A 26,130-nucleotide genomic window follows, 5' to 3' on the forward strand; every position below is an offset into this window, starting at 1 on the left:
GCATCACGTCGGGATGGGTTCGGCCGGTGAGGTCAGGCCGAGGCGGGTGTGGATGATGCGGGCTATCTCGGTGACGGTGCCGCTGCTGCGGACGAGTTCCATCGGCGGGATCTCGACGCCGAACTGCTCGCGGAGCATCACCAGGAGTTCGGCGCCCATGAGGGAGTCCATGCCGTACTCGTCCAGGCGGCGGGTGTGGTCGAGCTGGTCGGCGGGCATCTGGAAGACCTCGGCGAGGAAGGCGCCCAGGTGCTCGGCGATGCAGTCCAGGGCCTCGGCGGCGGGCAGGGCGCTCAGCTGCCGGACGAGGTCCTCGCGGGTCTGGCCGCTCACCTGGGACAGCGGGGGCATGAGCATGCCGTACCGGCTGGTGGTGAGGCTGCTGAGCAGCTCCCGCAGGCGGCCCCAGTTGTAGCGGCCGACGCCCGCCACGTCGCGGTCGCCGGTCAGGAGGTGGCCGGCGGCGGTGAGGGCCTCCTCGGTGGAGACCGTCTCGACGCCGAGGCGCGCCATGTTGCCGGCGAGATCGTTGCGGACGATGTAACCGGTGTCGCCCAGCGCGCCCCAGGCGATGGCGAGGCCGGGCAGGCCCGCGCGGCGGCGCTGCCGGACGAGCGCCTCCAGGTACAGGTTGCCCGCCACGTAGTTGGACTGGGCGACCTGGCCGACGAAGCCGGCCGAGGACGAGTACATCAGGAAGAAGTCCAGGTCCCGGTCGCGGGTGAGGGCGTCCAGGTTGGCCGCGGCGGCCATCTTGGGCGCCAGGGACGCGGCGAAGCGCTCGTCGGACAGGTCGGCGAGGAGGTCGTCGTCAACGCGCATGGCCGAGTGGACGACACCGCGCAGCGGGCGTCCGGTCGCGTCGATATCGGCGAGGACGGCGCGCATGGCGTCCAGGTCGGTGGCGTCGGCGGCGTGCGCGGTGACCTGGACGTCCCGCGCGGCCAGGTCGGAGAGCAGGCGGTCGGCGTCCGGGGTGGCGGCGCCGCGGCGGCCGACGAGCGCCAGGTGGCGGGCGCCGCGGCCCGCCAGCCAGCGGGCGGTGGCGGCGCCGAAGCCGGTCAGCCCGCCGACCACCAGGTAGGCGGCCTCCGGGTCCAGGTCCGGCCGACGCAGGCGCGGCTCGACCGGCGGGGCCTCGTCCAGCGGGTCGAACGCGATGACGACCTTGCCGGTGTGCCGGGAGCGCTGGAGGAGCTGGAACGCCTCGCGGACCCGGGCCGCCGGGAACACCCGGTGCGGCAGCGGCCGGTAGGTCCCCTCGACGATGCGCTCGGCGGTCGTGTGGAGGTGCGGCAGCAGCGGCCGCAGGTCGCTCATCAGCAGCGACAGGTCCATGGTGGCGAAGGTGATGTTGTCGCGCAGCGCGCGCATCAGCAGCGGCCGGTTCTCGTGGATGTCGCGCTTGCCCAGCTCGATGAACCGCCCGCGCGACGCGAGGACTTCCAGGCTGCGCGGGATGGCCTCGCCGGAGAGGGAGTTCAGCACCACGTCCACGCCGCGTCCGGCGGTCAGCTCCATGATCTGCTCGCCGAAGTCCAGGCTGCGGGAGTCCAGGACGTGCTCGACGCCCAGCGAGTGCAGCAGGTCGCGCTTGGCGGGCGTCCCGGCCGTGGCGATCACGCGGGCGCCGAGGTGCTCGGCGCACTGCAGCGCCGCCATCCCCACACCGCCGGCGGCGCCGTGCACCAGCACCGTCTCGCCCGCCCGCAGCCGCGCCAGCTCCATCAGGCCGTAGTGGACGGTCAGGAAAGCCACCGGCAGCGTGACCGCCTCGACGAAGCTCTGCGTGTCGAGCATCGGCCACACCATGTCCTTGGGGACGCGCACCTGCGACCCCATGCGCGAGGGGTTCATCACCATCACCCGGTCCCCCGGCTTCAGGGTGGTCACGGCCGAGCCGACCGCGGAGACCACCCCGGCGTACTCGGCGCCCACGCTCTGCTCGCCGCACGCGTCGCGGGTCGTCTCGGCGGGCAGGAGGCCGACGGCGAGCATGATGTCGCGGTAGTTCAGCGCCGCCGCCTTGACGTCCACGATGATCTCGTCCGGCTCGGGACGCAGCGGCTCGGCCTCCACCCAGGCCAGCTCGTAGAACAGGCCGGGGTCGCGGACCTGCAGCCGGTAGTGCGGAGCGTCCCCGCTCGGGACGGCCCGGGCTGGGACGGGGGGCGAGGCGGGCAGGTCCATCGCGCGCGGGACGAAGCGGCCGCCGCGGGTCAGGACGATCTCGTCCTCGTCGTCGGGCTGGACCAGTTCGGTCACCAGGCGCTCGGCGTCCCTGCCGGTGCTGCCGGTGCGGTCCAGTGAGATCCGCCGGACGCGCAGGCGCGGTTCCTCATTGTCCAGGGAACGGGCCACGCCCCACGCGGCGGCATCGGCGGGGACCAGCGCCCGCTCGGGGTGGGGCTGGACGCCGCTGGGCCGCGTGACCAGCCACAACGCCGCCTCGCTCGGGGAGCGCCGCGTGCAGGCCGCGGCGATGGTGCGCATGAGCGCCGCGCGCCGGGTTGCCTGCCGGACCATGTCGTCCGGGCTCCGGTCGGCGGTGCCCGTGGTCTCGCCGGCGGTGCCCGTGGTCTCGTCGTCGCCCAGGACGAGGACGATGGCGACCTCGGACGCCCGCTCGGAGCCGGGCTCGGCGGCCGGGGCGGAGGCGTCGGGCGTCGGCAGCTTGCTCAGGAGGGTGTTGAGGGTCTCGACGTCCAGGTCGTCGGCGGCGTCGGCCAGGACGGTCTGGCGGTGCGCCGCCTGCAAACGGTCCGCGATGGCGTGGCCGAGGCGCCGGTCGCTCGCCGCCTCGGTCAGGATCAGCCAGTTGCGGGTGCGGTCGGCCTCGTCCTTCACCGGCACGTCCTGCTGCGGCTCGTCCTGCTGCGGCTCGGCGTCGTCCCGGGTCTGGTCGGGCGGGACGGGCCGGGGCACGGTGCCCGCGGTGGCGAGGATGACCGAGTACCGGTCGCGGCACGGTGCGCGGTCGTCGCCGGACAGCTCGACCTCGGTGAAGCCGCAGTCCCGCAGCAGCGGCGTCCACCGGTCGCGGGGAAGCACCATGGCGTGGGGACGGACGTCCGGGTCGGCGATGTTCCAGAAGCTGTCGAGGATGCCGAAGGGCAGCGCGAGCACCTGCGGGTCGTGGGCCTCCAGCGCCAGCAGTCGGCCGCCGGGCGCCAGCAGCGCGGCCACGCGCCGCAGCCCGGCGGTGATGTCGCTGGCGGCGTGCAGGGCGTTACCTGCCACCAGCAGGTCGAACGTGCCCGGCGTGAAGCCCTGCTCCTCGGGATCGGCGTCCAGGTCGAGCGGCCGGTACTCGACGAAGTCGTAGGAGGTGAACTTCTTCTGCGCGCGCGTGATGAAGAACGGCGACACGTCGGTGCAGAGGTACCGGGTGCGGTCGGCGGGCAGGATCGGCAGCAGCGCGGCGGTGAGCCCGCCGGTACCGGCGCCGACCTCCAGGATCCGCAGCGGACGGTCGTCCGGCCATCGCTCGACGATCCGGCGCAGCAGCTCCTGGGCGAGGCGGTTGTGGAACCACTGGGACGGGACGAGGTCGTAGCGGTGCTCGAAGTTGTCCATCGCCCCCTCGGGGAACAGCAACTCCAGCGGGTCTCGCGAGCCGCGCAGGACCTCGGGCAAGTACCGGCCGATCCGCGCCGTCAGGGACGTCTGGACGATGTCGGCCGGGTGCTCCAGCAGCAGGGTGCGGAGCTGCTCGGCGGCCTGGGGTGTCCCGGTCAAGCGCCAGCGCCCCGGCTCCTCGGACGCCAGCAGGCCGTGCTGCTCCATGAGCGGTGCGACGGTCTCGATCAGCCGTCCGTGGCGTGCCTCCATGCCAGCGGCGACCAGGTCGGGGACGCCGAACCGGTCGGGAACGCCGAACCGGTCGGGGACGCCGAACAGGTCGGGGACGCCGGACGGGTCGTCCGGTGAGGCGAGCAGGTCGCGGACGGCATGGGCGAAGCAGTGCGCCACCGCGCGCAGCGTCGCCGCCTCCGTCGCTTCGTAGTCCTGCCGGCGCCAGTCCTCGCGCAGGTCGGCGATCCAGCCGGCCGCCGCGGCCATGATGTCGGCGGACGAGGGCAGCGGGCTGGGCGCGGCCGGCTCGGCGGGATGCGGCGCGGCCCGGAGCGCGACGTGGTGCCGGGACAGCGGCGTCCGCTGCTTGTCCTCGTAGCGGCGCAGGCGGCAGCCTTCGAGTTCGGCGGTCACCGTGCCGTCCTCGTCGGTGACGGTGACGTCCCAGCGCATCTCCAGCCGGCTGCCGCTGCGCAGCCGCAGGTGGAACAGGCCGGACGCGGCGGGGCGCCGCCACATCCGCACCGCGTCGATCCGGTGCGGCAGGTAGCCGCGTCCCTCGCCCATCAGGGCCGCCATCAGCGGGATTCCCGCCTGGAGCCCTCCGTCGAGCAGGGTCGGGTGCACCTCGTAACCGTCTGCGTAGCGGTCGCCGAAGGGGTCGTGGCGGTAGGCGGCCAGCAACTCGTGCTCGTCGTACCGGACGTCCGTCAGCAGCCGGAACGCGGGACCGCACTGGAGCCCGAATCCGGCGGCCTGGGCGTAGAAGCCATCGGCGTCGATGGACGTCTCCAGCCTGTCGCGCACGGCCGCCACGTCCAGAGGCTCGGGTCGGCGGCGCAGGAGCCGCCGCACCTCGGCGCGCGCGTACTGGACGGGCTCGCCGCCGGTGGTGTCGACCCCGGCGATGCTCACCACGCCGTCCTCCGAGGACAGCGACACCTGCAAGTCGACGCCGCCCTCGTCGCCCCACGGCACCACCAGCGGCCGGACGATCTCCATGTAGCGGACCTCGGCGGGCGCGTCGAAGGCGTGCCGGCCCGCGGCGAGCAGCATCTCGACGTGGCCGGTGGCGGGCATGATGACCGAGCCGCCCATCCGGTGGTCGGTCAGCCACGGCACGCGCACCGGCTCGATGCGTCCGTACCAGGTCGGGTCGAGGACCGGCAGGCGCTCGCCCAGCAGCGGATGCGCCAGGCGGCCGTCGCCCAGTGACTTGACCCAGGATTCGGGTCCGCCGCTCCAGTGGCGTTCGCGCTGCCAGGGGTAGGCGGGCAGATCCACCACGCGGCCGGGACGCGGGAAGTGGCGGTGCCATTCGACATCGGCGCCCGCCGCGATCAGCGTGCCCACGGCGCCGTCCACGGCATGGACGCCTTGGACACCGTCGTCGCCGTGCCGCAACGTCGGCACCGCGACCGCGCCCGCTCCCGTGTCCTTTCCGGCGGTCGTGGCGGGTCGCTTGTTCGAGGCACTGTTCTTGCGGGCGGCGATGATGCGGCGCAGGTAGGGGCGCAGAACGGGCTGCGGGCCGATCTCGGCGAGCAGCTCGAAGCCCTGGTCCAGCAGGGTGTCGATGGCGGGGGCGAACAGCACCGGTTCGCGGACGGTCCGAGCCCAGTACTCGGCGTCCAGGTCCGTCCCGGGGAGCAGGCCGCCGGTCAGCGTGGAGATGAAGGGCGTGTGCCCGGCCGCCGGTTCGAGTCCTGCGAGCGTCCCGGTCAGGGTGTCGCGGACGTCGTCCATGGCGGCGCTGTGGAAGGCGTAGTCCAGGTCCAGTTCCACGAACGTCCTGCGCTGCCGGGCCAGCTCGTCGGCCAGCAGCTTCATCTGCCCGGACGGTCCGGAGACGGTCAGGTGAGCGGCCGTGTTGACCACGGCGATCTCGACGCCCGGGTAGGCGGCGAGGAGTTCCTCCGCGGCGTCGCGCGGCATGCCCAGCGCGGCCATCCGGCCGATGCCGGCGGTCGGCGCCTGCGCGCGGCTGCGCTCGGCCAGGACGCGCGCCGCGTCGGCCAGCGTCAGGATCCCGGCGGCATGGGCCGCGGCGACCTCGCCCACGCTGTGCCCGACGACGGCCGCGGGCGTGATGCCGCGGGCGCGCAGCATGTGCACCAAGCCGACCTGGACGGCGAACAGCATCGGCTGGGCCACCTCGGTCGCGGACAGCCGCCACCGCTCCGGCGGAAGCGCCATCTCGTCCGCGACCGACCAGCCGAGATGCTGAGCGAGTTCGGCGTCAACGGCCTCGACGGCCGCTCGGAACACCGCGTCGGAGAGCAGGTCGGCGCCCATGCCCGCCCACTGCGCGCCGTTGCCGCAGAACACCAGCGCGACCCGGCCGTCCTCGACCGTCCTGCCGGGGACGGCCGATCGCAGCCGCTCGGCCGCCTGCCCGGGACCGTCCGCCAGCACGGCCGCGCGGAACGGGTGCCGAGCCCGGCGGCGGGACGAGGTGTAGGCGATGTCGTAGAACTCCTGCGGCGATGCCGACTCCAGCCGGTCGGCCAGCCGCGCGGCGGCCCCGGCGGCGGCTTCGGCGGTCCGCCCCGTCACCATCACCGGAAGCCCGCGCTTCTGTTCGAGGCTGCGCGGGCTCGGCACCACGGGATGCGCCGCCTCCGGGCCGGGCGCGGGCGGGCGGGCCAAGAGGACGTGCGCGTTGGCGCCGCCGAAGCCGAAGGAGTTGACGCCCACGACCGGGCCGTCCACCGTGGCGATCGGTGCCGGTTCGGCCGCGAGCGTCAGGTTCAGCCCGGCGAAGTCGATCTCGGGACTGGGCGTCCCGGCGTGCAGCGAGGCCGGGACGGTGCCGTGCCGCAGCACCAGCAGCGCCTTGAACAGCCCCGCCATGCCGGACGCGGGTTCCAGGTGCCCGAGGTTGGTCTTCACCGACCCGATCGGCAGCGGCCCGGACGTCCGGTTCGTCCCCAGGGCCCGTCCGATGGCGTGGGCCTCGATCGGGTCGCCGACCGGGGTGCCGGTGCCGTGCGCCTCCAGGTACACCAGCCGGTCGGGATGCACGCCGGCCCGCTGGTACACCTGGCGCAGCAGCTCCTCCTGGGCTTCGGCGCTGGGCAGTGCCAGTCCCATCGTGCGGCCGTCGCTGTTGGCCGCGCTGCCCAGGATGACGCCGTGCACGCGGTCGCCGTCGGCAAGGGCGTCCGAGAGGCGCTTGAGCACCACCAGCCCGGCGCCCTCGGCGCGCACGTAGCCGTCCGCGCCCGCGGCGAACGAGCGGCAGCGCCCGGTCGGCGAGAGCATCGACGCCTGCGAGAACCCGATGAAGTGGTACGGCTCAGCAGCATGTTCGCGCTGCCGCACAGCGCGACCCGGCTGGTGCCCTCCAGGATCGTCTTGCAGGCGCGGTCCAGCGCGACCAGCGCGGACGAGCACGCCGTGTCCACCGCCATGCTGGGCCCGCGCAGCCCGAAGAAGTGCGACAGCCGGTTCGCCGCGATCGAGGACGCCGCGCCCGCCATCGTGTACGCGTTGACGGTGTCGGTGGAAAGCATCTGCAACGCGCCGTAGGACGCGTCGGAGATGCCCACGTACACCGCGGTGTCGGTCCCGGCCAGCGGCGCGGGGTCGATGCCCGCGTCGTCCAGGGCCTCCACCGCCATCTCCAGCAGCAGCCGGTGCTGCGGGTCCATCTGCGCCGCCTCGCGCGGGGAGATCCCGAAGTAGCCGGCGTCGAAGTCGGCGACTTCGTCCAGGAACCCGCCGGCGGCGGTGTAGCTCTTGCCCCGGCGCGGCATCGACTCGTCCACGAACCGGTCCGCCTCGAACCGCGCCTCCGGGACCCGGCCGATCAGGTCGCGGCCCTCGCGCAGCGCCGTCCAGAGCGGGTCGAGGCCGTCGATCCCGCCGGGGAGGCGGCACGCCGCGCCCACGATCGCCACCGCGCCGGCCGGCGGCGTTTCGCCGCGCGCCGGTCCCGCGTCCGCCGTCGCGGTGCCGGTGGTCGGGTCGAGCCGGGCCGTGTCGTGCGCTGCCATGTCTGGTCCTTCGAGCCGTTTCCGCCGGGACGTCCTGGTCCATGTCCGGAGGGACGCCGGGCCTCTGGTGGAGATCACGCAAGGTGAGGACGAGATCACGCTCAACGCGGGCCCGGCGCGAGTCAACCTGCCGCGCCGGATCACCTCACACCCGCGCTTATGGCCGCTGACCTGGGACGACTCTCGAAGAAGCCTTTAGGTGATCTTGAGCGGGGACGGGCCGCCGGGACCGTGCGGTCCCCCTACGATCGCCGGATGATCAGTCGGCGGGCGGGCGCGCTCGATCCCGGCTGCGCGCTCTTCCACCACGACGACGAGCGGCACCGGCTCAGGCACCTCATGGTGATCGGCGCACCCGCGTCCTGCGCACGCCACGTCCCCGCGCCCGCCGGGACGCCCGGTGGGACGCCCGCCGGGACGTCCGGTGGGACGAGCGCCGCCGTCAGGCTGTCCGGGCGGCGCCGATGGCCGCTGAGCACGCCGCCGCCTCCCAGCTTCGGCGCGGAGCTGGCGTCCATCGACCGCCTGATCTCCTACCTGCTGCGTCGCCCCTGACGGCCGCCGCCCGCGATGACACGGACTGGCGGACGGTGAGGGAGCCATGAGATTTCCGGCCAGGTATCCGCGCGGCGCGCCCGAGGGCCCGCCCGTCGCGATCGTGACGGGCGCGGCGTCCGGGATCGGGGCCGCGATCGCCGCCCGCTTGGTGCGCCAGGGCTGCGCGGTGACCCTCGTCGACGTCGATGCCCGGGCGCTCCAGCGCACGGCCACCGTGCTGGGCGCGCCCGCGTCCGTGCTGGACGTCGCCGACGCCGCCGCCCTGCCGCCGCTGTTCAGGGACGTCCGGGAGAGGCACGGCAGGCTGGACTACGTCGTCAACAACGCCGGGATCTTCGTGGCCGGACGAGCCGAGACCCTCGCCGACGAGCACTGGGACCGGACGCTCGCGGTGAACCTGCGCGGCGCCGTCCACGGGACGCGCGCCGCCTACCCGATCATGGCCGCGCAGGGGCACGGGCACATCGTCAACATCGCGTCCATGGCCGGGCTCGTCCCGGTGCCGTTCATGCTGCCCTACGCGACCGCCAAGCACGCCGTGGTCGGCCTGTCGCTGGCGCTGCGCGCCGAGGCCGCCCGGCACGGCGTCCGGGTCAGCGCGGTATGCCCCGGTTTCGTGGACAGCCCGATGCTCGGACGCGCCAACGCGGGCCTACCGCGGACCGGCATGGAGGACGGCTGGCCCGGGATCGCCCGCCGCTTCCAGTTCGGCCCATATCCGGTGGACCGGCTCGCGGCCGACATCCTCGCCGGTATAGCCCGCAACCGTGCCGTCATCGTCGCCCCGGCGCGGGTGAAGTTGCTGTGGCAGCTGTACCGGCTCGCTCCGGTGTGGACGGCGCGAGCCCTCGCGGGAAGCCATCATCTGATGCCCACCGGCGGGCCGCGCGAGCACGTCACCCCGTCCGCTGGTCGGGCCCGCTGACAGGGCGCCTTAGCGCAGGAGGCGGGCTAGGGGTTTGGGCAGCCACCAGTTGCGGTGGCCGAGGAGCTGCATCAGCGCAGGGACGAGCATCAACCGGATGACGGTGGCGTCCAGGGCTACCGCGGCGGCCGTGGCGAAGCCGATCTGGCGCAGCTCCAGGCGATGCCCGGCCAGGAGGGCGGCGAACGTGACGATCATGACGGCTGCGGCCAGGGTGATCGTCCGGGCGGTGTGCTGGAGGCCGTGCGCGACCGCCGCGGTGTTGTCGCCGTGCCGCCGGTAGTGCTCGGCGATCCGGTGGACGAGGAACACCTCGTAGTCCATCGACAGCCCGAACACGATGGTGAAGACCGCCACGGGCAGCAGCGCGTTCACCGCCGCGCCGCCGAACGCCAGGGCGGTCAGGCCGAGCGCGGCCCCGGCTGCCAGCATGTTCATCACCACGGCCTTGACCGGCAGCAGGACGCTGCGCAGCGCCGCCACCAGCAGTGCCAGCGAGCAGGCCACCACCAGCGCGCCGACCTGCCAGAGCCGTCCGAGGCCCTCGCCGCTGAGGTCGGCCAGCAGCGCGGTCGGTCCGGCGATCAGCATCCGCTGCCCGGCGGGCAGGGTCCGCGCGCCCAGCCGGTGCAGATCGGTGAGCAGCGCGGCGGCCGCGGGCCTGTCGGCCGCCTGCGAGGTGGCGAGGGTGACCATCGTCAGGTCGCGGCCGTTGTCCAGAGGGACGGCCAGGGTGACGCGCGGGTCGTCCCGAAGCGCGGTGAGCAGGGCGGACGTGTCGACCGGACCGGCACCCGGCGGATGCGGCAGCAGCAGCGGGGTGAAGGTCGCGGTGCCGTCGCCCTCCATCAGCGCCAGGCCGCGTCCGGCATCGGTGCGGGCGAACGAGGGCCGGTCGAAGTCCAAGCCCAGCCGCATGCCGAACGCCGGAAGTGTGCACAGCGTCAGTGCCGCCGTGGCCAGCAGCAGGTAGAGCCAGGGATGGCGCATCAGGTGCCGCGCCCACCGCGCCCAACCGCCCTCGCCGACAGCCGCCCGGTGCGCAGCTCCGGCTCGTCTCGGGGACGTCGTGACGCGGTCACCGATGATCGCCAGGACGGCGGGCAGGAGCGTCAATGCCGCCGCCACGGCGGTCACGGTCGCCAGGATCGCGGGGACGGCGACCGTCCGGAGCAGCTCCGCGCGGACGGCGAACGTGCAGGACGCGGTGACCACGACCGCCAAGCCGCACCAGACGACCGTCCGCCCGGCCATGGCGGTCGCCGACTGCACCGCGCGCCGCGCCGGTTCGCCATCAGCCCGCGCCCGCCGGTACCGCAGCAACAGCAGCAGGCTGTAGTCCAGGCCGAGGCCCAGGCTCACCGAGCACGTCACCGTCAGGACGAGGATGTCGAGCCGCAGCCCGAACGCCAGGTGCGCGAGCATCAGCATCCCGACGCCGACCGCCGTCGTGGCTCCGGCCACCGCGAGCGACACCGCCGCAGCGGCAAGGTTGCGCAACCCCACCCACAGCACCAGCAGAGCGAGCGGCACCGCGATGAGTTCCGCGCGCCGCAGGTCGGCGAGATCGGCGTCCTTGACCTCGGCGAACACCGGGGACACCCCGACCAGCGACGCGGACACCCGTCCTGCCGAGGCCCGACGGACGCTGTCCGACAAAGCGGACTTCTCCGCTGGCAGCGCCCGGTGACGCGCCGCCTCGTCACCGGCCAGTCCTGCCAGGGCGTACAGGTGGTGGACGTTCTGCCGCGCGCTGGGCGGAAGGATCTGAACTCCGCCGACCCCGGGCGCCGCCGCCAGCGCCCTCAACCCCGCCGACGCCGCGCGCAGGTACGACGGATCATCGGCGGCCAGCTCGTCCGAGTCGAAGACGACCACCACCTGCTCGTCGCCCCACTTGGGGAACCCCTGGCGCAGCAGCTCGGCTGCCTGCGCGGACGGCGATCCCTGGACCCGCAGCGACGGGCTGCCGAGCGCGCTCAGAAGCATCGGCACGGTCATCAGCGACCCCGCGATCAGCAGGGCCCAGACGACCAGCACCACTCGGCGCCGCGCCGTGACGATCTCCGCCAACCGTCCCGGCACCGCACGATTTGCAGAACCGGCGTCGCGCCGCTGGTGGTCGCGGCGTTCCAGTGACGGCGGCAGAACCATCGGTCCCCTCCCGAGGACATCACTCCGGACAGTTATGATCTTCCTACTCTGAGTGATCATCGTAGGGGGGAATCCGTGTCCCGACCGACCAACGACCGTCCACTACCCGGCGCCCGGCGCCTCACCGCCGCGGGCCTCACGGCCGCCGCGCTCACGACTGTCCTTGCCGTCCCGGCGACGGCATCGACGACGTCCCGTGTATCGAGCGCGTCCGCCGCTGCGCTGGTCTGCGATGCGGCGACGCCTCCGGGCCGTCCGGTGACCTTCACCCCGGCGGTGGGCCTGCTCCCCCACCGGACGACCGTCACCGGCATCGCGGACCTGACCAACTGCTCCTCGCCGAACGGATCCCGGCGCGCCGTCCACCACGGTCGCCTGACCGCGCGCGGGACGGCCTTCGCGTCCTGCACCGCCGCACGCGTTGAGAGCGGCCACGGCACGATCGCCTGGTACGACGCCAAGGGACGCCGCCTCGGCACCACCACGCTGCGTCCGGTGGGAAGCCAGGTCGTCAGCTCGAACCCCGGCGACGCGATGCTCACCGGTGTCGCGACGTCCGGGCTGCTGTCCGGAAGCCGCGTTCAGGGCGCCGCCACGCCCACCAGCGACACCGGAAGCTGCGCCATCACCGGAATGCGCGCCGTCCACGGCAAGGGCAAAGTCACCTTCTCCTGACTGAAAGGTCACCTCACATGCGTCTTCGTACTGCCGCCGCCGTCACGGCCGGATCGGTCAGCATCCTGTTCGCCGCGTCGGGCGTGGCGAACGCCGCGATGGGCGGGTTCTCGTACAAATTCGTCGGCCTGCACGGCGAGCCGCGGTCGGCCACGCTGCACAACCCGGCGAGCCACCACTGCATCACGTTGCCGGAGGTCGCCGACCCCCACGCGTCCGAGCCCGCGTTCGCGCCGCACAACGACACCGACGAGCGCGCCGTCGTCTACACCGGCCCGCACTGCAGCGGCGACGCGTGGAACCTGCGGGCCCACGGCAGGCCCGCCACCGACCGCCTCAAGCTCCGCTCGGTCTACCTGACCGGCGAGAAGTAGACCGCCAATCAATCGGACAGGACGTTCGTCAGGACGGGATTTCTTGCATCTCCGCGAGGGCCGTGGACGTCGCGGACGGGGTGGTCTCGCGGCGGCGCGGTAGGACGGCGATGGCCACGACAGCCGCGAGCGCGAACACGGCGGCGGCGATGACCAGGCCCAGGGCGTAGCCGTCGTTGAGCGCGCTGGGGGCGGACGATGCGCCGGTGCGGTGGGCGGCGATGGTCGCCAGGACGGCCAGGCCGATGGAGCCGCCGAGCTGGCGGGAGCTGTTCATCAGGCCGGACGCCATGCCTGCCTCACGCGGGGCAACTCCGGTCGTGGCGGCGGCGGCGACCGGGGCCAGCACCAGCGCGGCGCCGACGCTGGTCACCAGGGACGGGCCGAGGACGTTCGCGAGGAAGCTTCCGTCCGGGCTGATGAAGGCGAACCAGCCCAACCCCACGGCGGCCAGGACGGCGCCGGGCACCAGGGCAACGCGAGGAGTACGGGACGCGGTGACGCGGGTCGCGACGATGGTTCCCGCGACGAGTCCGAACGAGAACGGCAGGAACGCGGCGCCCGTCGCTGCCGCGCCCATGCCCAAGACCTGCTGCATGTAGAGCGACACGAAGTAGAACGCCGCAAACTGTCCCGCCGCCGCAAGAAACACCAGGACGTTCGCGCCGGCGACCCAGCGGCTGCGCAGGAGGCCAAGCCGCAGCAGCGGCGCGGCGACCCGCGCTTCGGCGAAGACGAACGCGGCGAGCAGAACGGCAGCCGCAGCAAGGGTCGTCCAGGTGACCGGCGAGCCCCAGCCCTCGGTGTCGGTGCGGACGACCCCGAGCACCAGCGACCCGACCCCGCCCGTCGCCAGGACGGCGCCCAGCGCGTCCAGCCGCTCGCGCCGGACAGGCGACGCACCGCCCGGGACGCCCGCGAAGGCCAGGACGAGGGCCGCCGCGACGATCGGGAGGTTGATGAGCATGATCCAGCGCCAGCCCGCGTACTCGGTCAGGAGGCCGCCGGCCAGGACGCCGAGCGCGCCGCCCGCGGCGTTCACCGCACTCCACACGCCCAGCGCCCGGACGCGCCGGGGGCCTTCGGCGAAGGTGGTGGTGAGCATGGCGAGCGCGGCCGGCGCGACCGCGGCGGCGCCGAGGCCCTGCCCGGCGCGGGCGGCGATCAGTTGCCAGGGCGCTTGGGCGAGCCCGCCCGCCAGCGAGCACAAGCCGAAAACGGCCAGCCCGGAAACGAACATCCGGCGGCGTCCGTAGAGGTCGCAGGCGCGGCCTCCCAGCAGCAGGAACCCGCCGAAGGTGAGCGCGTACACGTGGACGACCCAGGACAGGTCCAGCGGCGCGAACCCCAGCGAGGTGCGGATCGCGGGCAGCGCGACGTTGACCACGGACATGTCCAGCGCGACGACGAACTGCGCCACGGCGGCGGCCGCCAGCACGACACCGGGCCGCCCGGGAGAGTTTCTATACATGTAAGAAAACTTAGCGCCGGACTCGGCCGCTGTCGATGCCTGCGCCATGATGGGGGCATGCCGCAACCGTCCGCGCCGCGCCGATCCCCCGGCCGACCTGCCCGGATCTCCCGCGAGGAGATCATCGAAACGGCCCGCCGGATCGTGGATGGGGACGGCGTCGGCAAGCTGACGATGCGGCGGCTGGCCACCGAGGTCGGCAGCACGCCGATGGCGCTCTACCACCACGTCCGCGACAAGGAGGAGCTGCTCGTCCTGCTGCTGGACGACTACGCCGCGCGCACCCTGCGCCGCCCGGGACCGTCCGCCGACCCGCGCGAGCGCGTCATCGCGGCGGCCACCGCAATCCATGAGGCGCTCGCCGCCTGCCCATGGATCGTGGAGGTGCTGACCGCGGACGACCTGATGTCCACGAGCGCGCTCTGGTTCGTCGAGCAGATCGTCGACGGCCTGGTCGGATGCGGCCTCTCCCCCGACCGCGCCGTCCACGGCTACCGCGCCATCTGGTACTACACCGCCGGCGAGATCGTGGTCAGGACGACCGCGGGCCGCCGCCGCGCGGACGACGACCGCGCGACGTACCGCGAGAAGGTCTTCGCCGACCTCGACCCGGACGAGCTGCCCCGCCTAGCCCAAACCGCCGACCGCTGGGCAGCGCTCACCGCCGAGGACACCTACGACGACGGCCTCCAAGCCCTGGTGGACGGCCTGCTCGCCGCCCGCTGACGACTCAGCGCATCCGGCAGGCCCCGGTGGGTTGCAAAGTTAGGTAAGGCTTGCCTAATCTACCGCCATCGGTTCCCCCACCCGCGAAGGAAGTCCGCCATGGCCGCTCTCACCCGGTACGCCGATCTCGCCAGACCGCACGTCCTCGCGCTCTTCCGCGCCGTCGTCGGCTTCCTGTTCGCCTGCCACGGCGCCTCGTCCCTCTTCGGGATCTTCGGCGGCTCGATGGGGACGGGCGCCACCGTCCACACCGGCGTCTGGCCCTACTGGTACGCGGCCGTCATCCAGCTCGCGTGCGGCGTCCTCGTCCTCGCCGGCCTGATCACCCGCCCGGCCGCCCTGCTCGCCTCCGGCTCGATGGCCTACGCCTACTTCGTCGAGCACCAGTCCGACGCCCTGCTCCCCCTCCAGAACCACGGCGAACTCTCCGCCATGTTCAGCTGGACCTTCCTCCTCCTCGTCTTCACCGGCCCCGGCACCTTCGCCCTAGACCACCTCCTCCCCACCCGCCCCAAGCCCGCCCCGGCCCCCACCGCGTCCTAACCCGCCTGCCCCGAATCAGCTCGGCGTGGATGGGCCGCTGTACCTGGCTACCGGCACGGTCGCGGCGGCTCTGCCCGGACGGTGGCGTGCCATCGAGGCGGAGGCCGGGTGGGGCAGTTGGGCCGTCCTGCGGTCGGGGCGTCGGACGGAACGGTGAGCGGGGTGTCAGTTCGAGGTGGCTAGTTCGTTCGGGTGGGGGGCCTCGGCTGGGGCTTCTGCGGGTTCGCCGTACCAGGCGACGGCTACGGCGCCGATTACGGCCAGGACGAAGCCGAGCATGGCTGCCCAGGCGTAGCCCGGGCGGGACGCGTCGCCTAGCCAGACGACGCCGAGGATGCCGGGGACGACGGTCTCGCCCACTACCAGGGCCGCGGTGGCGCCGTTGATCGAGCCGATCTGCAGGGCGACGGTGTGGAGGTACATGCCGCCGATGCCGCCGACCAGGATGGCGTACAGGGCCGGGTCGGTCAGGAGGGCGGTGAGGTCGATCGGGTCCGCGCCGTTCAGCACCCGGACGCCGATGCCGACGACGCCGAAGCCCAGGCCGGAGAGGAGTCCGGCCGGGATCGCGGCTTTCGCACCTAGCCAGCGCACTGCGAGGGTGCCGCCGCCTATCAGCAGGACGGACGCGGCGAGCAGCCACCAGTGGCTGGAGATCGGGGTGTCGCCGCCGCCCTCGGGGCCGGCGGCGCCGGCGAGCAGCACCAGGGCCGCGCAGACCACGGCGATCGAGGCCCACTCCCGTCCGCCGAGCCGGACGCCCAGCAGCTTGATGCCGAGCACTGCGGTGATCACCAGGTTGGCGCTGATCACGGTCTGCGAGAGGAACAGGGGGAGTAGGCGCGCGGCCAGGGCGCCGAGCCCGAAGCCGACGAAGTCCAGGACGGTCCCGACCATGAACTCCCAGGTCACGGCGGCTTTCGCGGTGGACGAGAGGCTCGGGCCGCCGTGCTGGGTCGTGGCCGTGGCGGCGGCCATCTGGCGGCCGGCCCGGCGGGATCCCATGGCCTGCAGCACCGACCCGACGCCATAGCAGGCCGAGGCGGAGAGGGCGGTCATGAGACCAACGATCATCGATTGCTCCGTTCGCGTGCCGTCCGTGCGGCGACGGGGACCACCGCCGACGCGGGACCGCCGGGCGCAGTCGAGGGACGTCCCTCTCGCATGAAGGACGCGTGAACTGGGGGAAGAAGTTCCGCGAACGGCGATTGCCCCGGTTCAGGGGATGTCGGCCGCCTTCGCGGCGGCCAGGATCTCGGCGGCGTCGGCGGGGAGGAGGTGGCCGGCGGCCTGGGCGGCTCGGGTCGCCTTGCGGACGGCGGCGACGTACGCGCCGTGGTCGGCGTACCGGGACTTCAGGCGGGATCCGGGCCAGGAGGTGGTGACGCCTTCCAGCTGGCATTGGGGGTTGGCGCCGGTGTTCCCGTCTCCGGTGAGGGTGGCGGTGGGGGCATCGAGGGCCGGTGTGCGCAGGCCGCCCCGGAGGTTGCCGTCAGGGTCGCGGACGAGACGGGCGTCGATGCGAGGTGCCGTCGGTGCGGGGGTGTGCGTGCGGGTCCATCGGGTGAGGTGCGCCAGGGCTGCGTCCATCACGTAGCGTCCCTGGCCGTCGTTGGGAGGTTTCGCGCAGGGGCTCGGCTCACCGCCTGTGGCCTCGCGGGCGAGCAGGGTGGCCAGGTCCTTGTCGACGTGCGCGGTTCCCGGGACTTCCCAGAGGCGGAAGTTCGGGCCGTCCGGCTGGGCGGCGGCGAGGTAGTTCATCTTGGGGAAGTCGGGCGGCGGCGGGACGAGTTCGGTCTCAGTCTCCACCGTCAGGACGGGAGTGGACGCGTCGGTCCGGAACGCGACGGTGGCGGGCGACGGCTGCTCGGGCGTCAGCGGCGCGGAGGCGGCGCTCCGCGCGTGGACGAGGAAGGCGTCGTAGGGGCGGGCGAGCGGCTGGACGGCGTCGTAGAACGTGGTGAGGCGGCGGGACGATCCCGAGTAGCCGTCCGCGATCAGCGTCCGGGGGTGCAGGCCGTTCAGCGGGTCGGTCCGGCCGGGGTGGCGCAGGACGTCCGCGACCTGCGAGTAGATGGCGTAGGAGTAGGAGTCGCCGGGGTGGTTCAGCGCTCCGTAGCGGCTCGGGTCCCGGCTCTTGAGCGTCTGGACGCCCTGCTGCTGCGCCGAGACTCCCACCCACGCGTACCCCGCCCGCAGCAGCTCGGACCGTTCGGTCAGGAAGTCCGGATCGAGGTCGATCCCGCCCTGGCCGGGCGGGAGGTCGAGCCACTCGACGACGACCGTCCCGTTGAACCGCCGCGGATCGGCCGGACGCCGGACGATCAGCCGCGTGTCGTAGCGGGCGTGCCTGGCGGCGCGTACCTTCCAGCGCCCGTCAGGTTGCGGCGTCCCGTCGAACAGGTAGGACGCGGCGGTCCCGTGCATGACGTACTCCCGCTCGGTGTACCCCGGCAGGGGCACCGGCGCGGCGGTCGTCATCCGGCCGGCGGTCAGGGGGCCGCTCAGCCAGGGGCCGCTCCGCTCCGACGTCGCCTTCGCGGCCTGGCACGCGCCGACGCCCAGCAGTGCGGCGAGGAGCGCGCCCGTCAGACGCCTGTTCATCCCGTCCTCCTGACCTGATCATTGCCCGGCTCCGCCGGCTCCCTCGACCGCCCCGACTCCCTCGCCTCCGCCGACCGCCCCGACGCCCTCGACGATCTGCGCGACCGAGCGCCTGACCAGCTCCGGGAGGTCGCCGACCGAGCCCGACCGGACCCAGTGCGTGACCGCGGCCCGGACGGCGCCGCTCAGCGCCGCCGCCAGGGCCTCGGGGTAGGCGTCCGCATCGATGTCGGCGCCCAGCCGGTGCGCGATCGCCTCGGCGAGCCGGCGCTCTCCGGCGGCCAGCCGTTGAAGGTAGACGCCGCGCAGCGCCGGGGAGGACAGCACCAGCCGCAGCCGCTCCCGCTGCTCGGGATCGCTGCCGAAGCCGCGCTGGCCGTACTGCTCGGCGAACACCTCGACCAGCGCCCGGCCGAGCGGCTCGGCGGGCGGGCGCTCCTCCAGGGCGTCGGCGATGCGCTGGTCGCGCTCGACGCCCAGCGAGACGATCGCCTCCTCCTTGCTGGAGAAGTAGTTGTTGAAGGTCCGGGACGAGACGTTCACCGCGGACGCGATGTCGTCCACCCGGACGTTGTCGATGCCCTGCTCGACGGCCAGCCGCAGCGCGGCCCTGGCGAGGGCCAGCCGGGTCTCCCGCTTCTTGCGCTCCCGCAGTCCGGGCCCGTCCGCCGGGTTCTCCATGCCCGCCACGGTAGCAACAAAGTGCGCGCCCCGAAATATTTCGTGCCCCGCAATTTTCGACACCCAATGTTGACGGCGCATACATTGGAGCTGATGTCGGCACTGTAAACAACGGAGGGGGAGGCATGAAGGCGATCACGATCAGGGAGCCCGGCGGGCCGGAGGTGCTGGAGTGGAGCGAGGTCCCCGACCCCGCGCCGCGCGCCGGGGAGGTGGTCGTCGATGTGGCCGCGAGCGCGCTGAACGGCGCGGACGCCGCGCAGCGCCTCGGCCTCTACCCGGTTCCGGAGGGCGCGTCGCCGTACCCCGGGCTGGAGGCGTCCGGACGGATCAGCGCGGTCGGCGACGGAGTCACCGGCTGGACGGTCGGGGACGAGGTGTGCGCGCTGCTGTCCGGTGGCGGGTACGCCGAGAAGGTCGCCGTCCCGTCGGCGCAGCTGCTGACCGTCCCGCGCGGGGTGAGCCTGGTGGACGCGGCGGGGCTGCCCGAGGCGGCTGCAACGGTCTGGTCGAACGTCGTCATGATCGGGCGGCTCGCCGAGGGCGAGACGTTCCTCATGCACGGCGGCGCCGGGGGTGTGGGGACGATGGCGGTCCAGGTCGCCAAGGCGCTCGGCGCGCGCGTCGCGACCACGGTCAGCGGCGCCGAGCGGGCCGCCCGCGTCCGGGAGCTCGGCGCGGACGTCACCATCGACTACAAGAGCGAGGACTTCGCCGACCAGGGCCCGTACAACGTGATCCTCGACGTCATCGGCGGCGACTACCTGGAGCGCAACGTCCGGTCCCTGGCGCGCGACGGGCGCCTGGTCATCATCGGCATGCAGGGCGGTTACGAGGCCAAGCTGAACCTCGTCGAGCTGGTGGTCCAGCGCAAGTCGGTGTTCGGCACGACCCTGCGCTCGCGGCCCGCCGACCAGAAGGCCGCGATCGTGGCGGCCGTCCAGCGCAACGTCTGGCCCATGATCGAGTCCGGCGCCGTCCGCCCGGTGATCGAGCGGAAGGTGCCGATGGCGCAGGCCGCCGAGGCGCACCGGCTGATGGCCGCGGGCGGGTACTTCGGGAAGATCCTCCTGGTCAACGAGTGATGTCCCGCTCCGCCTAGGATGTGTACACCGCCCACTTCGTTCGGTTCCGGTGCGGGCAGGATGCGGAGGGTGCCATGGCGTCGTCGGGTTCGTCCTACCACCACGGCGACCTGCGCGCCGCGTGCCTCAGCGCGGCGCTGGAGCTGCTCGAAGAGGACGGCGCGACCGGCCTTTCGCTGCGCGCGGTGGCGCGGCGGGCCGGCGTCTCGTCCATGGCCCCGTACCGCCACTACCCCAACCGCGACGCGCTCATCTCCGCCGTCGCCGCCGAGGGCTACCGGGAGCTCGCCCGCGACCTCGCCGCCGCGCACCCGGCGCCCGCCACGCCGGACGACCTGGTCGACATCGGCGTCGCCTACATCCGGTTCGCCCTGGACCGTCCGGCGATGTTCCGCGTGATGTTCGCCGAACCCTGCGACCCGGCGAACGATGAACGCGTTGCCGCGGTCGCCGCCATCACCGACTACGTCCGGGACATCGTGCACAGGGTGTTCCCCGGCGCCGAGCCGGAACCACTCGCGAACGCCGTGTGGGCGCTCGTCCACGGCCTGGCGTTCCTCCATCTGGACGGCAAGCTCGACGCCTCCAGGCCGGATGAGATCGCCGATCGCGTCCGGGCCGCCTTCCACGCCATCCTCTCCGCCTCGCGCACCGAAGGCTGACCCGATCCGCCTCGCGCGCCGAAGGATGACCGCCCGTCCCCGCGAAAACCGGCCGCAGGGACGGGACGCCTCGCGTCCGTCACTCCCGGAGGGGTTCGGACGAGCGGAGGTAGCGGAGGTCTTCCATCGTCAGGGCGACGTTGGCGGCGCCGCTGCGCCGGAGGGCCAGGCCCAGCGCGGACGGATCGGGCCACCGGGACGGGCAGAGGTGCACGCGGTAGCCGTCGCCGGCGGGTTCCAGGATGAGGGCGTCGCCGATGGCGAGCCTGCTGTCCGGAAGGTGGGTCGCGGTCGCTCCGGCGGCGCGTTCGAGCGCGGTGACCGAGGTGACTCCGGTCGCGATGGGCAGGGACGTGTCGGGGTCGTTGACGTGTTCGCGCAGGTCGCGCAGTCGAGCGGCAACGGTCGCACGGGCGGGATGCGCCTGGGGCAGGCGGTCGTCCAACAGCTGCGCGGCGGCGGCGATGCGGCCCAGAGGCGGGACGGACAGGCGCTCGCCGAGCAGGGCGATCAGCGGCTCCAGGGCGTCCTCGGCTCCGGCGGCGAGGAAGAGCCACTGCTGCGAGGTGAGCGGGGTGAGCCTCGGGTGGCGGGACGTCCAGTACGCGACGGCCCGGTCCAGGTCGGGGCCGGTGCGCCAGAGGTCGGCGGGGTCGTCCGGCATGAGGAGTTCGACGACCTCGATGGCTTCGTCGGCGGTGGTGAGCGCCTCCAGGGAGAGCGCGGCGAGGTCCAGCTCGTCCTCGGTCAGGCCGAGGTCGCGGGCGCGGGCGGCGTCGTCCTCGCGGAAGGCGGCGACGCGGCCGCGGGCCCAGCCGTCCGGCCAGCAGATCGTGCGCGCCGAGGTGGACAGCAGGATCAGGCATTGGGCCGGTGACAGGCCGGTGGCCTCGGCGAACGCCTGGACGGTCGCGTCCCGGTCCACGGGCGGCGGGCCGTTCTCGGCGATCAGGTCGAGCGCGCGCCGGAACCGGTCCGCGTCGCCCCAGCCGCGGCAGGTCCGCAGCTCGACGGCGCGGTTGCGGGTGAACAGGAGCGGGTCGGGGCCGTCCGGCGTGTGCAGGAGCGCGGTGACCACGTAGCCGTGCCCCACCGACTCGTAGTCGGCGACGGCGGCGGCCGCGACGGGGCCGCGGCCCGACCGGATCTCCCCCAGGTTGTACTCCGGACGCAGCCGGGCTACATGCCAGGTTCCGTCCGTGCTGAGTAGTTCGGGTGCTTCCGCCAGCTGGTGGAGGCGGGCATGTCCGCCGTCCCATGCGGCCTGAAGGACGGTGGCGCCGAGGCGTCCCAGCGTGTTCTCGATGCCGCTGACGGCGGACGCGTCGAACGTCCCGATCGTCCTGTCGTACGGGACGTCAACGGCCTTCCGAGCGAAGTGGACGATCCGCGCGTAGGCGGACTCAGGCCCCGGATCGTCCGGCTCGGGGGCCTTCTCGGGCCGAGCGGCGGCGGGCGTCGCGGACGCGGGCGCCGGAGGCAGGTGGGACGGCACGGACAGCCGGTCCAGCAGGGTGAACGCGCGTTCGCGGCACTCGACGGCCGTCCACACCAGGTACGTGACGCCCTTCCAGAGCGACTCGTCGGTGATCTCCGGCAGCAGCGGCCGGAGCCGTCCCGCCAGCTCGTCGCGGGCGGCGGTCTTCTCCTGGTAGCCGCCGTCGGGGTCCAGGACGCGCATGATCTCGGCGGCGAACGCGGCGTCCGCGACGTCGATCAGGGCCTGCGCCTTCTTCTCGTCCACGGCGCGCAGCGCGCGGGACCCCTCGGGGTCGCGCGGACGCATCGCCGACCACCATCCGGGCGGCGCGACGAGGCGGGTCCCGGACGCATAGCGCTGGTGCTCGACCGTGCCGATGTTCTCGGCGCCGTCGTGTTCGGGCACATGGCTCCAGCCGCGGACGTAGCGGCCGATCGTCCGCCCGGCGGGGTCGCGCAGCTCGATGAGGCGGCCGGGCCCGCGCCACACGGTCGCGGTCGCGCCGGGGAAGCCGGGGAAGGTGACCTGCTCGCCGTCGGCCTGGACGACGCGGCGGGCGGCGGGATGCGCGCTGCCGTGCGGGCAGTGCGGGCCGCCGTGGTCGAGGACGGTCACCCGGCCGTCCACGGCGATCAAGCAGCGGGCGTCGAGGTCGCGCGCCTCGGTCCGCTCGTGCGAGCGGGACGAGATCGGCTCGTACGTGCCGAAGCCGTGGGACGGGCCGACCCGGTCCGGCGCGACGACGGACGCGCGGAACTGGTGCTCCCAGAGCCGTCCGGACTCGATCAGGAGCAGGTCGGAACCGCTCTCCTCCAGGTAATCGGTGATCGTGTCGACGTGGCCGGGGACGAAGGCGGGCAGCTCCAGCTCGTCGAGGACGCCGCCGCTGAGCGTGGCGGCGAGGGCGCGCGCCGGGTCCGTGCCGGTCGCGATCGTCCGGACGCTGTCCAGGAGGGCTTCGGGGATCCCGGCGACGATGAACCGCTCGGCGTCGCACAGCGCCGCGTGCGCGTCCGGAAGGCCCTGGTTCGGGACGCGCCCGGCGTGCTCGGCCAGCATCTCTGCGACGATCCGCGCCGTCCCCGGCGTGGTGGTCAGGGCGCGGACGGTCTCGGGCGCGGTCTGCTCCGGGACGGCGGGCTCGGTGACGTTGAGCTGGTTGGTCACGTTGCCGGTGATCGCGTCGCGCAGCAGCGGCGCCCAGTCCCGGTCGGCGCCCGCGGCAGCCAGGTCGGCGCCCGTGCCGGAGGCGAGCCAGTTGTACAGCTTGAACGTGTGCAGCAGCCGTGGCCGCGCGAGCGGGACGCCGCACTCCAGGAGGAGATCGAGCAGCGGGAAGTCGGCGGCGGTCTCCTCCCAGCGGTTGACCTCGTCCTCGTCCGCTCCCAGGATCGCTTCGTGCTCGTCGCAGGTGTCGCCATCCGCGCGCAGCCGTGAACCGGCGTCGCGCAGCAGCTCGCCGAGACCGGCGACGGGGAGCGCGAGCCCCGCGTACCGCTTCAGGAAGCGGGCGAGCCAACCCTTCGCCGCCATTCCTGGCAACGTGGTGAACGGTGCGGTCAGGTCGGCGCGCGCGAGGTTGCTCAACAGCAGCGACACTGCTGCGCCTTTCGCCTTCGCCGTGTCCTTGGCGGGCAGCGGGAGGACGCCGACGAGCGTGCGGCCGACGTCCGCGTCCGCCGTCGCCATCGGGCCGAGCAGGGGGAGGACGAACTTCCACAGCGCCGGCGATGCCGACTCCATGCAGCCGCACGCCAGCAGGGCTCGTATGGCGCGCTCGTCGTCGGGGCCGCCGAGGGTGTGCTTGGCGGCTTTCGCGAGGGTCGTCCAGCCGTCGGCGAGGGCCAGGGCACCGTCCGCGCCGTCCGGGACCTGCTCGCACCACTCGATGAGCAGGCTCCGGTGCCAGCGGTACGCGTCGGCGGCGGCGGGGTGGCGGGCGGCGAGGCGCTTGCCGTGCTTCTTGAGCGTGGGGGATCCGGCGGCGTCCGGTCCGGCGGCGAGGTGCGCCGCGATGAGCGCGGCCTCGTCGACCGGCAGCGCGTGCGCCTCCTCGGCGGCGCGGGCCTTCTCGAAGAACGCGCTGGCGAAACGGTCGCTGCCCGCTTCGTCCATGATCTGGGCGCACTCCTCGAAGAACTGCGGCAGGAGCGCGGGCCCGTGCGCTTCCAGGCCGTCGCCGGTGCGCGTCAGCGAGGTGCGCGCGAGGCCGGGCTTGCGGGCGGCCAGCCCACGCGCCGCCCGCAGGTCGGTGTGCGCGGCCAAGATCCGGGCCCGGAGTGCCGGCTACCGGTGCAGAGCGGACGCGAGGAACCCGAGCCGTCCCGCATGCACGGCACCGACCCCGGTCTCCGCCACCGGAACCAGGTCGTACAGCGACTTCTCGGCCTTGTCCCCATCGACCGCCGCGCGCCGGACGAGTTCGACAACCGGCTCGTCCAGGACGGGGTGCTCGTAACGGACGGCGACGCATTCGTCCTCGTCAGAGCTGGCAGGCGTCCCCGCCAGCACCGCTCCGGCGCGCAGCAACCCGTCGCGCGTCGGCTTCGCGACACTGGACGCCGCGACAGTGCCGGGCTCGCCTTCGTGGAAGTCGCAGTAGTCGGCGTACGCGTCGGCGGCTTCCGGCGAATCGTCCCCGCTGCGGTGCGCGTACAGGGCCATCAGGATGCGGACGCCCTCGGACCAGGCGATATCGCCGATCTCCCCGCCGCCCGAGGTGAAGCGCATCCTCTCCAGGTAGGCCGGGCTCATCGGCCCGCTCCAGTCCACCCCGATCTCGATGCCGAGGGGCTCGGGCGCGTGCACGGTGAACCGCGCGGCGTCCCGCTTGATGCGTCCGCCCAGGTCATGGACGCGCCGCTCGAACGCGCCGCCGCTCTCGAAGTAGGCGTGGAAACCGACCTCGCCGACCGTCCGGTCCATGCTCGCCGGACGCGTCCAGGTCTCGCGGCGCACCTGCTCGACGACCTGCTTGAGGTTGCGGGCCCGCCAGATGAGCAGCTCGTCGCCGAGCAGCAGCGGATGCGGGATCGCGAACGCGTCCGCCTGCGTCCAGATGCCCTCTTTCAGGGGCTCGCAGCGGCCGAGGTCGGGAGCGCCGCCGGCGATCGGGGCGATGACGAGGTCGGTGAGCGTCTCGCGCCACACCGGGTCGTCCCACACGGCCTCCAGCACGGCGGCCGGGACGGGCAGCGACCTGACCATCCAGGACTCGACCAGATCGCGCACCGCCCGCGCGCGCTCCCCGAGCCGGTCGCAGAGGGCGGCGAGCCGCTCCGCGTCCGGATCCTTCTTCACGCCGGCGGGCACCTTGGCCAGCACACTGCCCGCGGCCGTCCGGCAGACGACCTCCGGACGCAGCGTCCCGGTGACGGTGAGTTCATGGCCTGTCGCGATCCCGATCCATCCCATGCCGGGCCATTCTTGATCATCCATGCGACATCCGGCAGCAAAACCCCGAATGACCTGGCCCAACGACACTGCGCGCTGCCCCGAGCACAAGATCTACAGAACGGGCGAACTTCTTCGCGCTCTCGTGACATCCAGACGCCGCGCCGGCGCCCCGGGTTCGGCGCGGAGCGGGTCGGATTGATCACGTCGCGTCGCCCCAACCCCCGGGACCCCGCCCGCATCACACCCCACAACAGCGCGATCACGGAGATCGCGCCCCGAGGACGGGAGCTCCCCCCATGCGCAAGATCCTGCTCGCCGGTGCCACCGCCGCGATGGCGCTCAGCCTTTCTGCCTGCAACTTCAACGTCAACGGCAAGGCCGACGCCTCCGGACCGTCCTCCACCGCGTCCGCGCCGGGCAGCACCGGCGGCGCGAACGCCCCGGCCGGCAAGCCGTCCCACCACACCACCGGTTCCGGCTCTGGCGGCTCCGACTCCGGCCCCTCGGCCAAGCCCTGCGACCCGAACGTCTCGCCCATCCGCAAGGGCGCCTGCCCGGTCTCGTCCAAGGCGGGCCCGCTCCGCTACCTCGCGTCCGGCAAGTACACGGTCGGCAACACCGCCTTCTTCACCACCGAGGACACCGTCCTGGTCGTCGCGAGCGGAACCTGCCCGGACGGCACGTCCTCCGGCCCGAACATGCGGTGCGGCCTCGACGGCATGGACGAGTGGGTGCAGAAGTCCCCGCACAACGTCGTCGTCCACTTCGACGGCGGCAACGCCACCAAGATCCAGGAAACCCAGTGACCGTCGTAGGTCACGACTAGGGTCGGCCCCCGTGGATTCCAGTGGACGGCCCGCCGGCCTTTTCGGCACACCCGACCTCGACGGACTGGACGACGCCGACTGGGCCGCGTTCGTCCCGGAACGCGACCTGCTCCCCCTGCGCCCCCGGCTGGAGGCGCTCGAACGCGAGCGCGGCGTCACCGCCGCCCACCGCGCCG

At 73.4% G+C, this 26,130-nt stretch carries 17 protein-coding genes and 1 pseudogene; 9 read left to right on the forward strand and 9 right to left on the reverse strand.

Annotated elements, in window-relative coordinates; genetic code table 11:
• Nucleotides 1–3 precede the first annotated feature (3 nt).
• Both FHU30_RS13615 and FHU30_RS13620 read right to left on the reverse strand, forming a co-directional pair.
• Nucleotides 4–6,888: an SDR family NAD(P)-dependent oxidoreductase gene (locus tag FHU30_RS13615; protein ID WP_372503899.1), complete on the reverse strand. Its 6,885-nt coding sequence runs from the start codon at nt 6,886–6,888 to the stop codon at nt 4–6.
• 126 nt (nt 6,889–7,014) lie between these two features.
• A pseudogene (locus FHU30_RS13620) lies at nt 7,015–7,793 on the reverse strand (beta-ketoacyl [acyl carrier protein] synthase domain-containing protein); the annotation flags it as partial.
• A gap of 255 nt (nt 7,794–8,048) precedes the next feature.
• On the opposite strand from FHU30_RS13620, the gene FHU30_RS13625 reads away from it, so the two are divergent.
• Entirely contained in the window at nt 8,049–8,348 is a 300-nt protein-coding gene (locus FHU30_RS13625) for a hypothetical protein (protein WP_253875598.1), read from the forward strand.
• A gap of 46 nt (nt 8,349–8,394) precedes the next feature.
• A complete protein-coding gene (locus FHU30_RS13630; RefSeq protein ID WP_253875601.1) occupies nt 8,395–9,276 on the forward strand; it encodes an SDR family NAD(P)-dependent oxidoreductase in 882 nt (293 codons plus the stop codon).
• 9 nt (nt 9,277–9,285) lie between these two features.
• Here the strand turns inward: FHU30_RS13630 and FHU30_RS13635 are convergent, their stop codons facing one another.
• Nucleotides 9,286–11,430: an MMPL family transporter gene (locus FHU30_RS13635; protein ID WP_253875604.1), complete on the reverse strand. Its 2,145-nt coding sequence runs from the start codon at nt 11,428–11,430 to the stop codon at nt 9,286–9,288.
• A gap of 75 nt (nt 11,431–11,505) precedes the next feature.
• Here FHU30_RS13635 and FHU30_RS13640 point away from each other — a divergent pair, with 75 nt between their 5' ends.
• On the forward strand, nt 11,506–12,105 hold the full coding sequence (locus tag FHU30_RS13640; RefSeq protein ID WP_253875607.1) for a hypothetical protein: 600 nt from the start codon (nt 11,506–11,508) through the stop codon (nt 12,103–12,105).
• A 17-nt stretch (nt 12,106–12,122) separates the two neighbouring features.
• Nucleotides 12,123–12,479: a hypothetical protein gene (locus FHU30_RS13645; protein WP_253875610.1), complete on the forward strand. Its 357-nt coding sequence runs from the start codon at nt 12,123–12,125 to the stop codon at nt 12,477–12,479.
• Nucleotides 12,480–12,507: 28 nt separating this feature from the next.
• Here FHU30_RS13645 and FHU30_RS13650 read toward each other — a convergent pair whose 3' ends face one another.
• Entirely contained in the window at nt 12,508–13,950 is a 1,443-nt protein-coding gene (locus FHU30_RS13650; RefSeq protein ID WP_253875612.1) for an MFS transporter, read from the reverse strand.
• Nucleotides 13,951–14,007: 57 nt separating this feature from the next.
• Between FHU30_RS13650 and FHU30_RS13655 the strand changes: the two genes are divergently transcribed.
• Both FHU30_RS13655 and FHU30_RS13660 read left to right on the forward strand, forming a co-directional pair.
• The gene (locus tag FHU30_RS13655; RefSeq protein WP_253875615.1) at nt 14,008–14,676 is read left to right on the forward strand and encodes a TetR/AcrR family transcriptional regulator; all 669 of its coding nucleotides are present in this window, start codon (nt 14,008–14,010) and stop codon (nt 14,674–14,676) included.
• Between the two features lie 99 nt (nt 14,677–14,775).
• The gene (locus FHU30_RS13660; RefSeq protein ID WP_253875617.1) at nt 14,776–15,219 is read left to right on the forward strand and encodes a DoxX family protein; all 444 of its coding nucleotides are present in this window, start codon (nt 14,776–14,778) and stop codon (nt 15,217–15,219) included.
• A 165-nt stretch (nt 15,220–15,384) separates the two neighbouring features.
• On the opposite strand, the gene FHU30_RS13665 is transcribed toward FHU30_RS13660, so the two are convergent.
• From FHU30_RS13665 to FHU30_RS13675, 3 genes are all read right to left on the reverse strand, one after another.
• Complete coding sequence (locus FHU30_RS13665) at nt 15,385–16,293, reverse strand: DMT family protein (protein ID WP_253875620.1); 909 nt, start codon at nt 16,291–16,293, stop codon at nt 15,385–15,387.
• A gap of 144 nt (nt 16,294–16,437) precedes the next feature.
• The gene (locus FHU30_RS13670) at nt 16,438–17,823 is read right to left on the reverse strand and encodes an alpha/beta hydrolase domain-containing protein (protein WP_253875623.1); all 1,386 of its coding nucleotides are present in this window, start codon (nt 17,821–17,823) and stop codon (nt 16,438–16,440) included.
• Nucleotides 17,824–17,841: 18 nt separating this feature from the next.
• Nucleotides 17,842–18,504: an acyl-CoA-like ligand-binding transcription factor gene (locus FHU30_RS13675; RefSeq protein WP_253875624.1), complete on the reverse strand. Its 663-nt coding sequence runs from the start codon at nt 18,502–18,504 to the stop codon at nt 17,842–17,844.
• A gap of 125 nt (nt 18,505–18,629) precedes the next feature.
• On the opposite strand from FHU30_RS13675, the gene FHU30_RS13680 reads away from it, so the two are divergent.
• The gene (locus tag FHU30_RS13680; protein ID WP_253875626.1) at nt 18,630–19,589 is read left to right on the forward strand and encodes an NAD(P)H-quinone oxidoreductase; all 960 of its coding nucleotides are present in this window, start codon (nt 18,630–18,632) and stop codon (nt 19,587–19,589) included.
• A gap of 74 nt (nt 19,590–19,663) precedes the next feature.
• Nucleotides 19,664–20,251: a TetR/AcrR family transcriptional regulator gene (locus FHU30_RS13685; protein WP_253875628.1), complete on the forward strand. Its 588-nt coding sequence runs from the start codon at nt 19,664–19,666 to the stop codon at nt 20,249–20,251.
• Nucleotides 20,252–20,330: 79 nt separating this feature from the next.
• Here the strand turns inward: FHU30_RS13685 and FHU30_RS13690 are convergent, their stop codons facing one another.
• Together FHU30_RS13690 and FHU30_RS13695 are read right to left on the reverse strand one after the other, a co-directional pair.
• A complete protein-coding gene (locus tag FHU30_RS13690; RefSeq protein WP_253875630.1) occupies nt 20,331–23,996 on the reverse strand; it encodes a hypothetical protein in 3,666 nt (1,221 codons plus the stop codon).
• Nucleotides 23,997–24,017: 21 nt separating this feature from the next.
• On the reverse strand, nt 24,018–25,145 hold the full coding sequence (locus FHU30_RS13695; RefSeq protein ID WP_253875632.1) for a DUF4132 domain-containing protein: 1,128 nt from the start codon (nt 25,143–25,145) through the stop codon (nt 24,018–24,020).
• 278 nt (nt 25,146–25,423) lie between these two features.
• On the opposite strand from FHU30_RS13695, the gene FHU30_RS13700 reads away from it, so the two are divergent.
• Nucleotides 25,424–25,933, forward strand: a complete 510-nt coding sequence (locus FHU30_RS13700) for a hypothetical protein (RefSeq protein WP_253875634.1) — start codon at nt 25,424–25,426, stop codon at nt 25,931–25,933.
• Nucleotides 25,934–26,130 lie beyond the last annotated feature (197 nt).

Source organism: Actinomadura rupiterrae (assembly GCF_024172125.1).
GTDB lineage: Bacteria > Actinomycetota > Actinomycetes > Streptosporangiales > Streptosporangiaceae > Spirillospora > Spirillospora rupiterrae.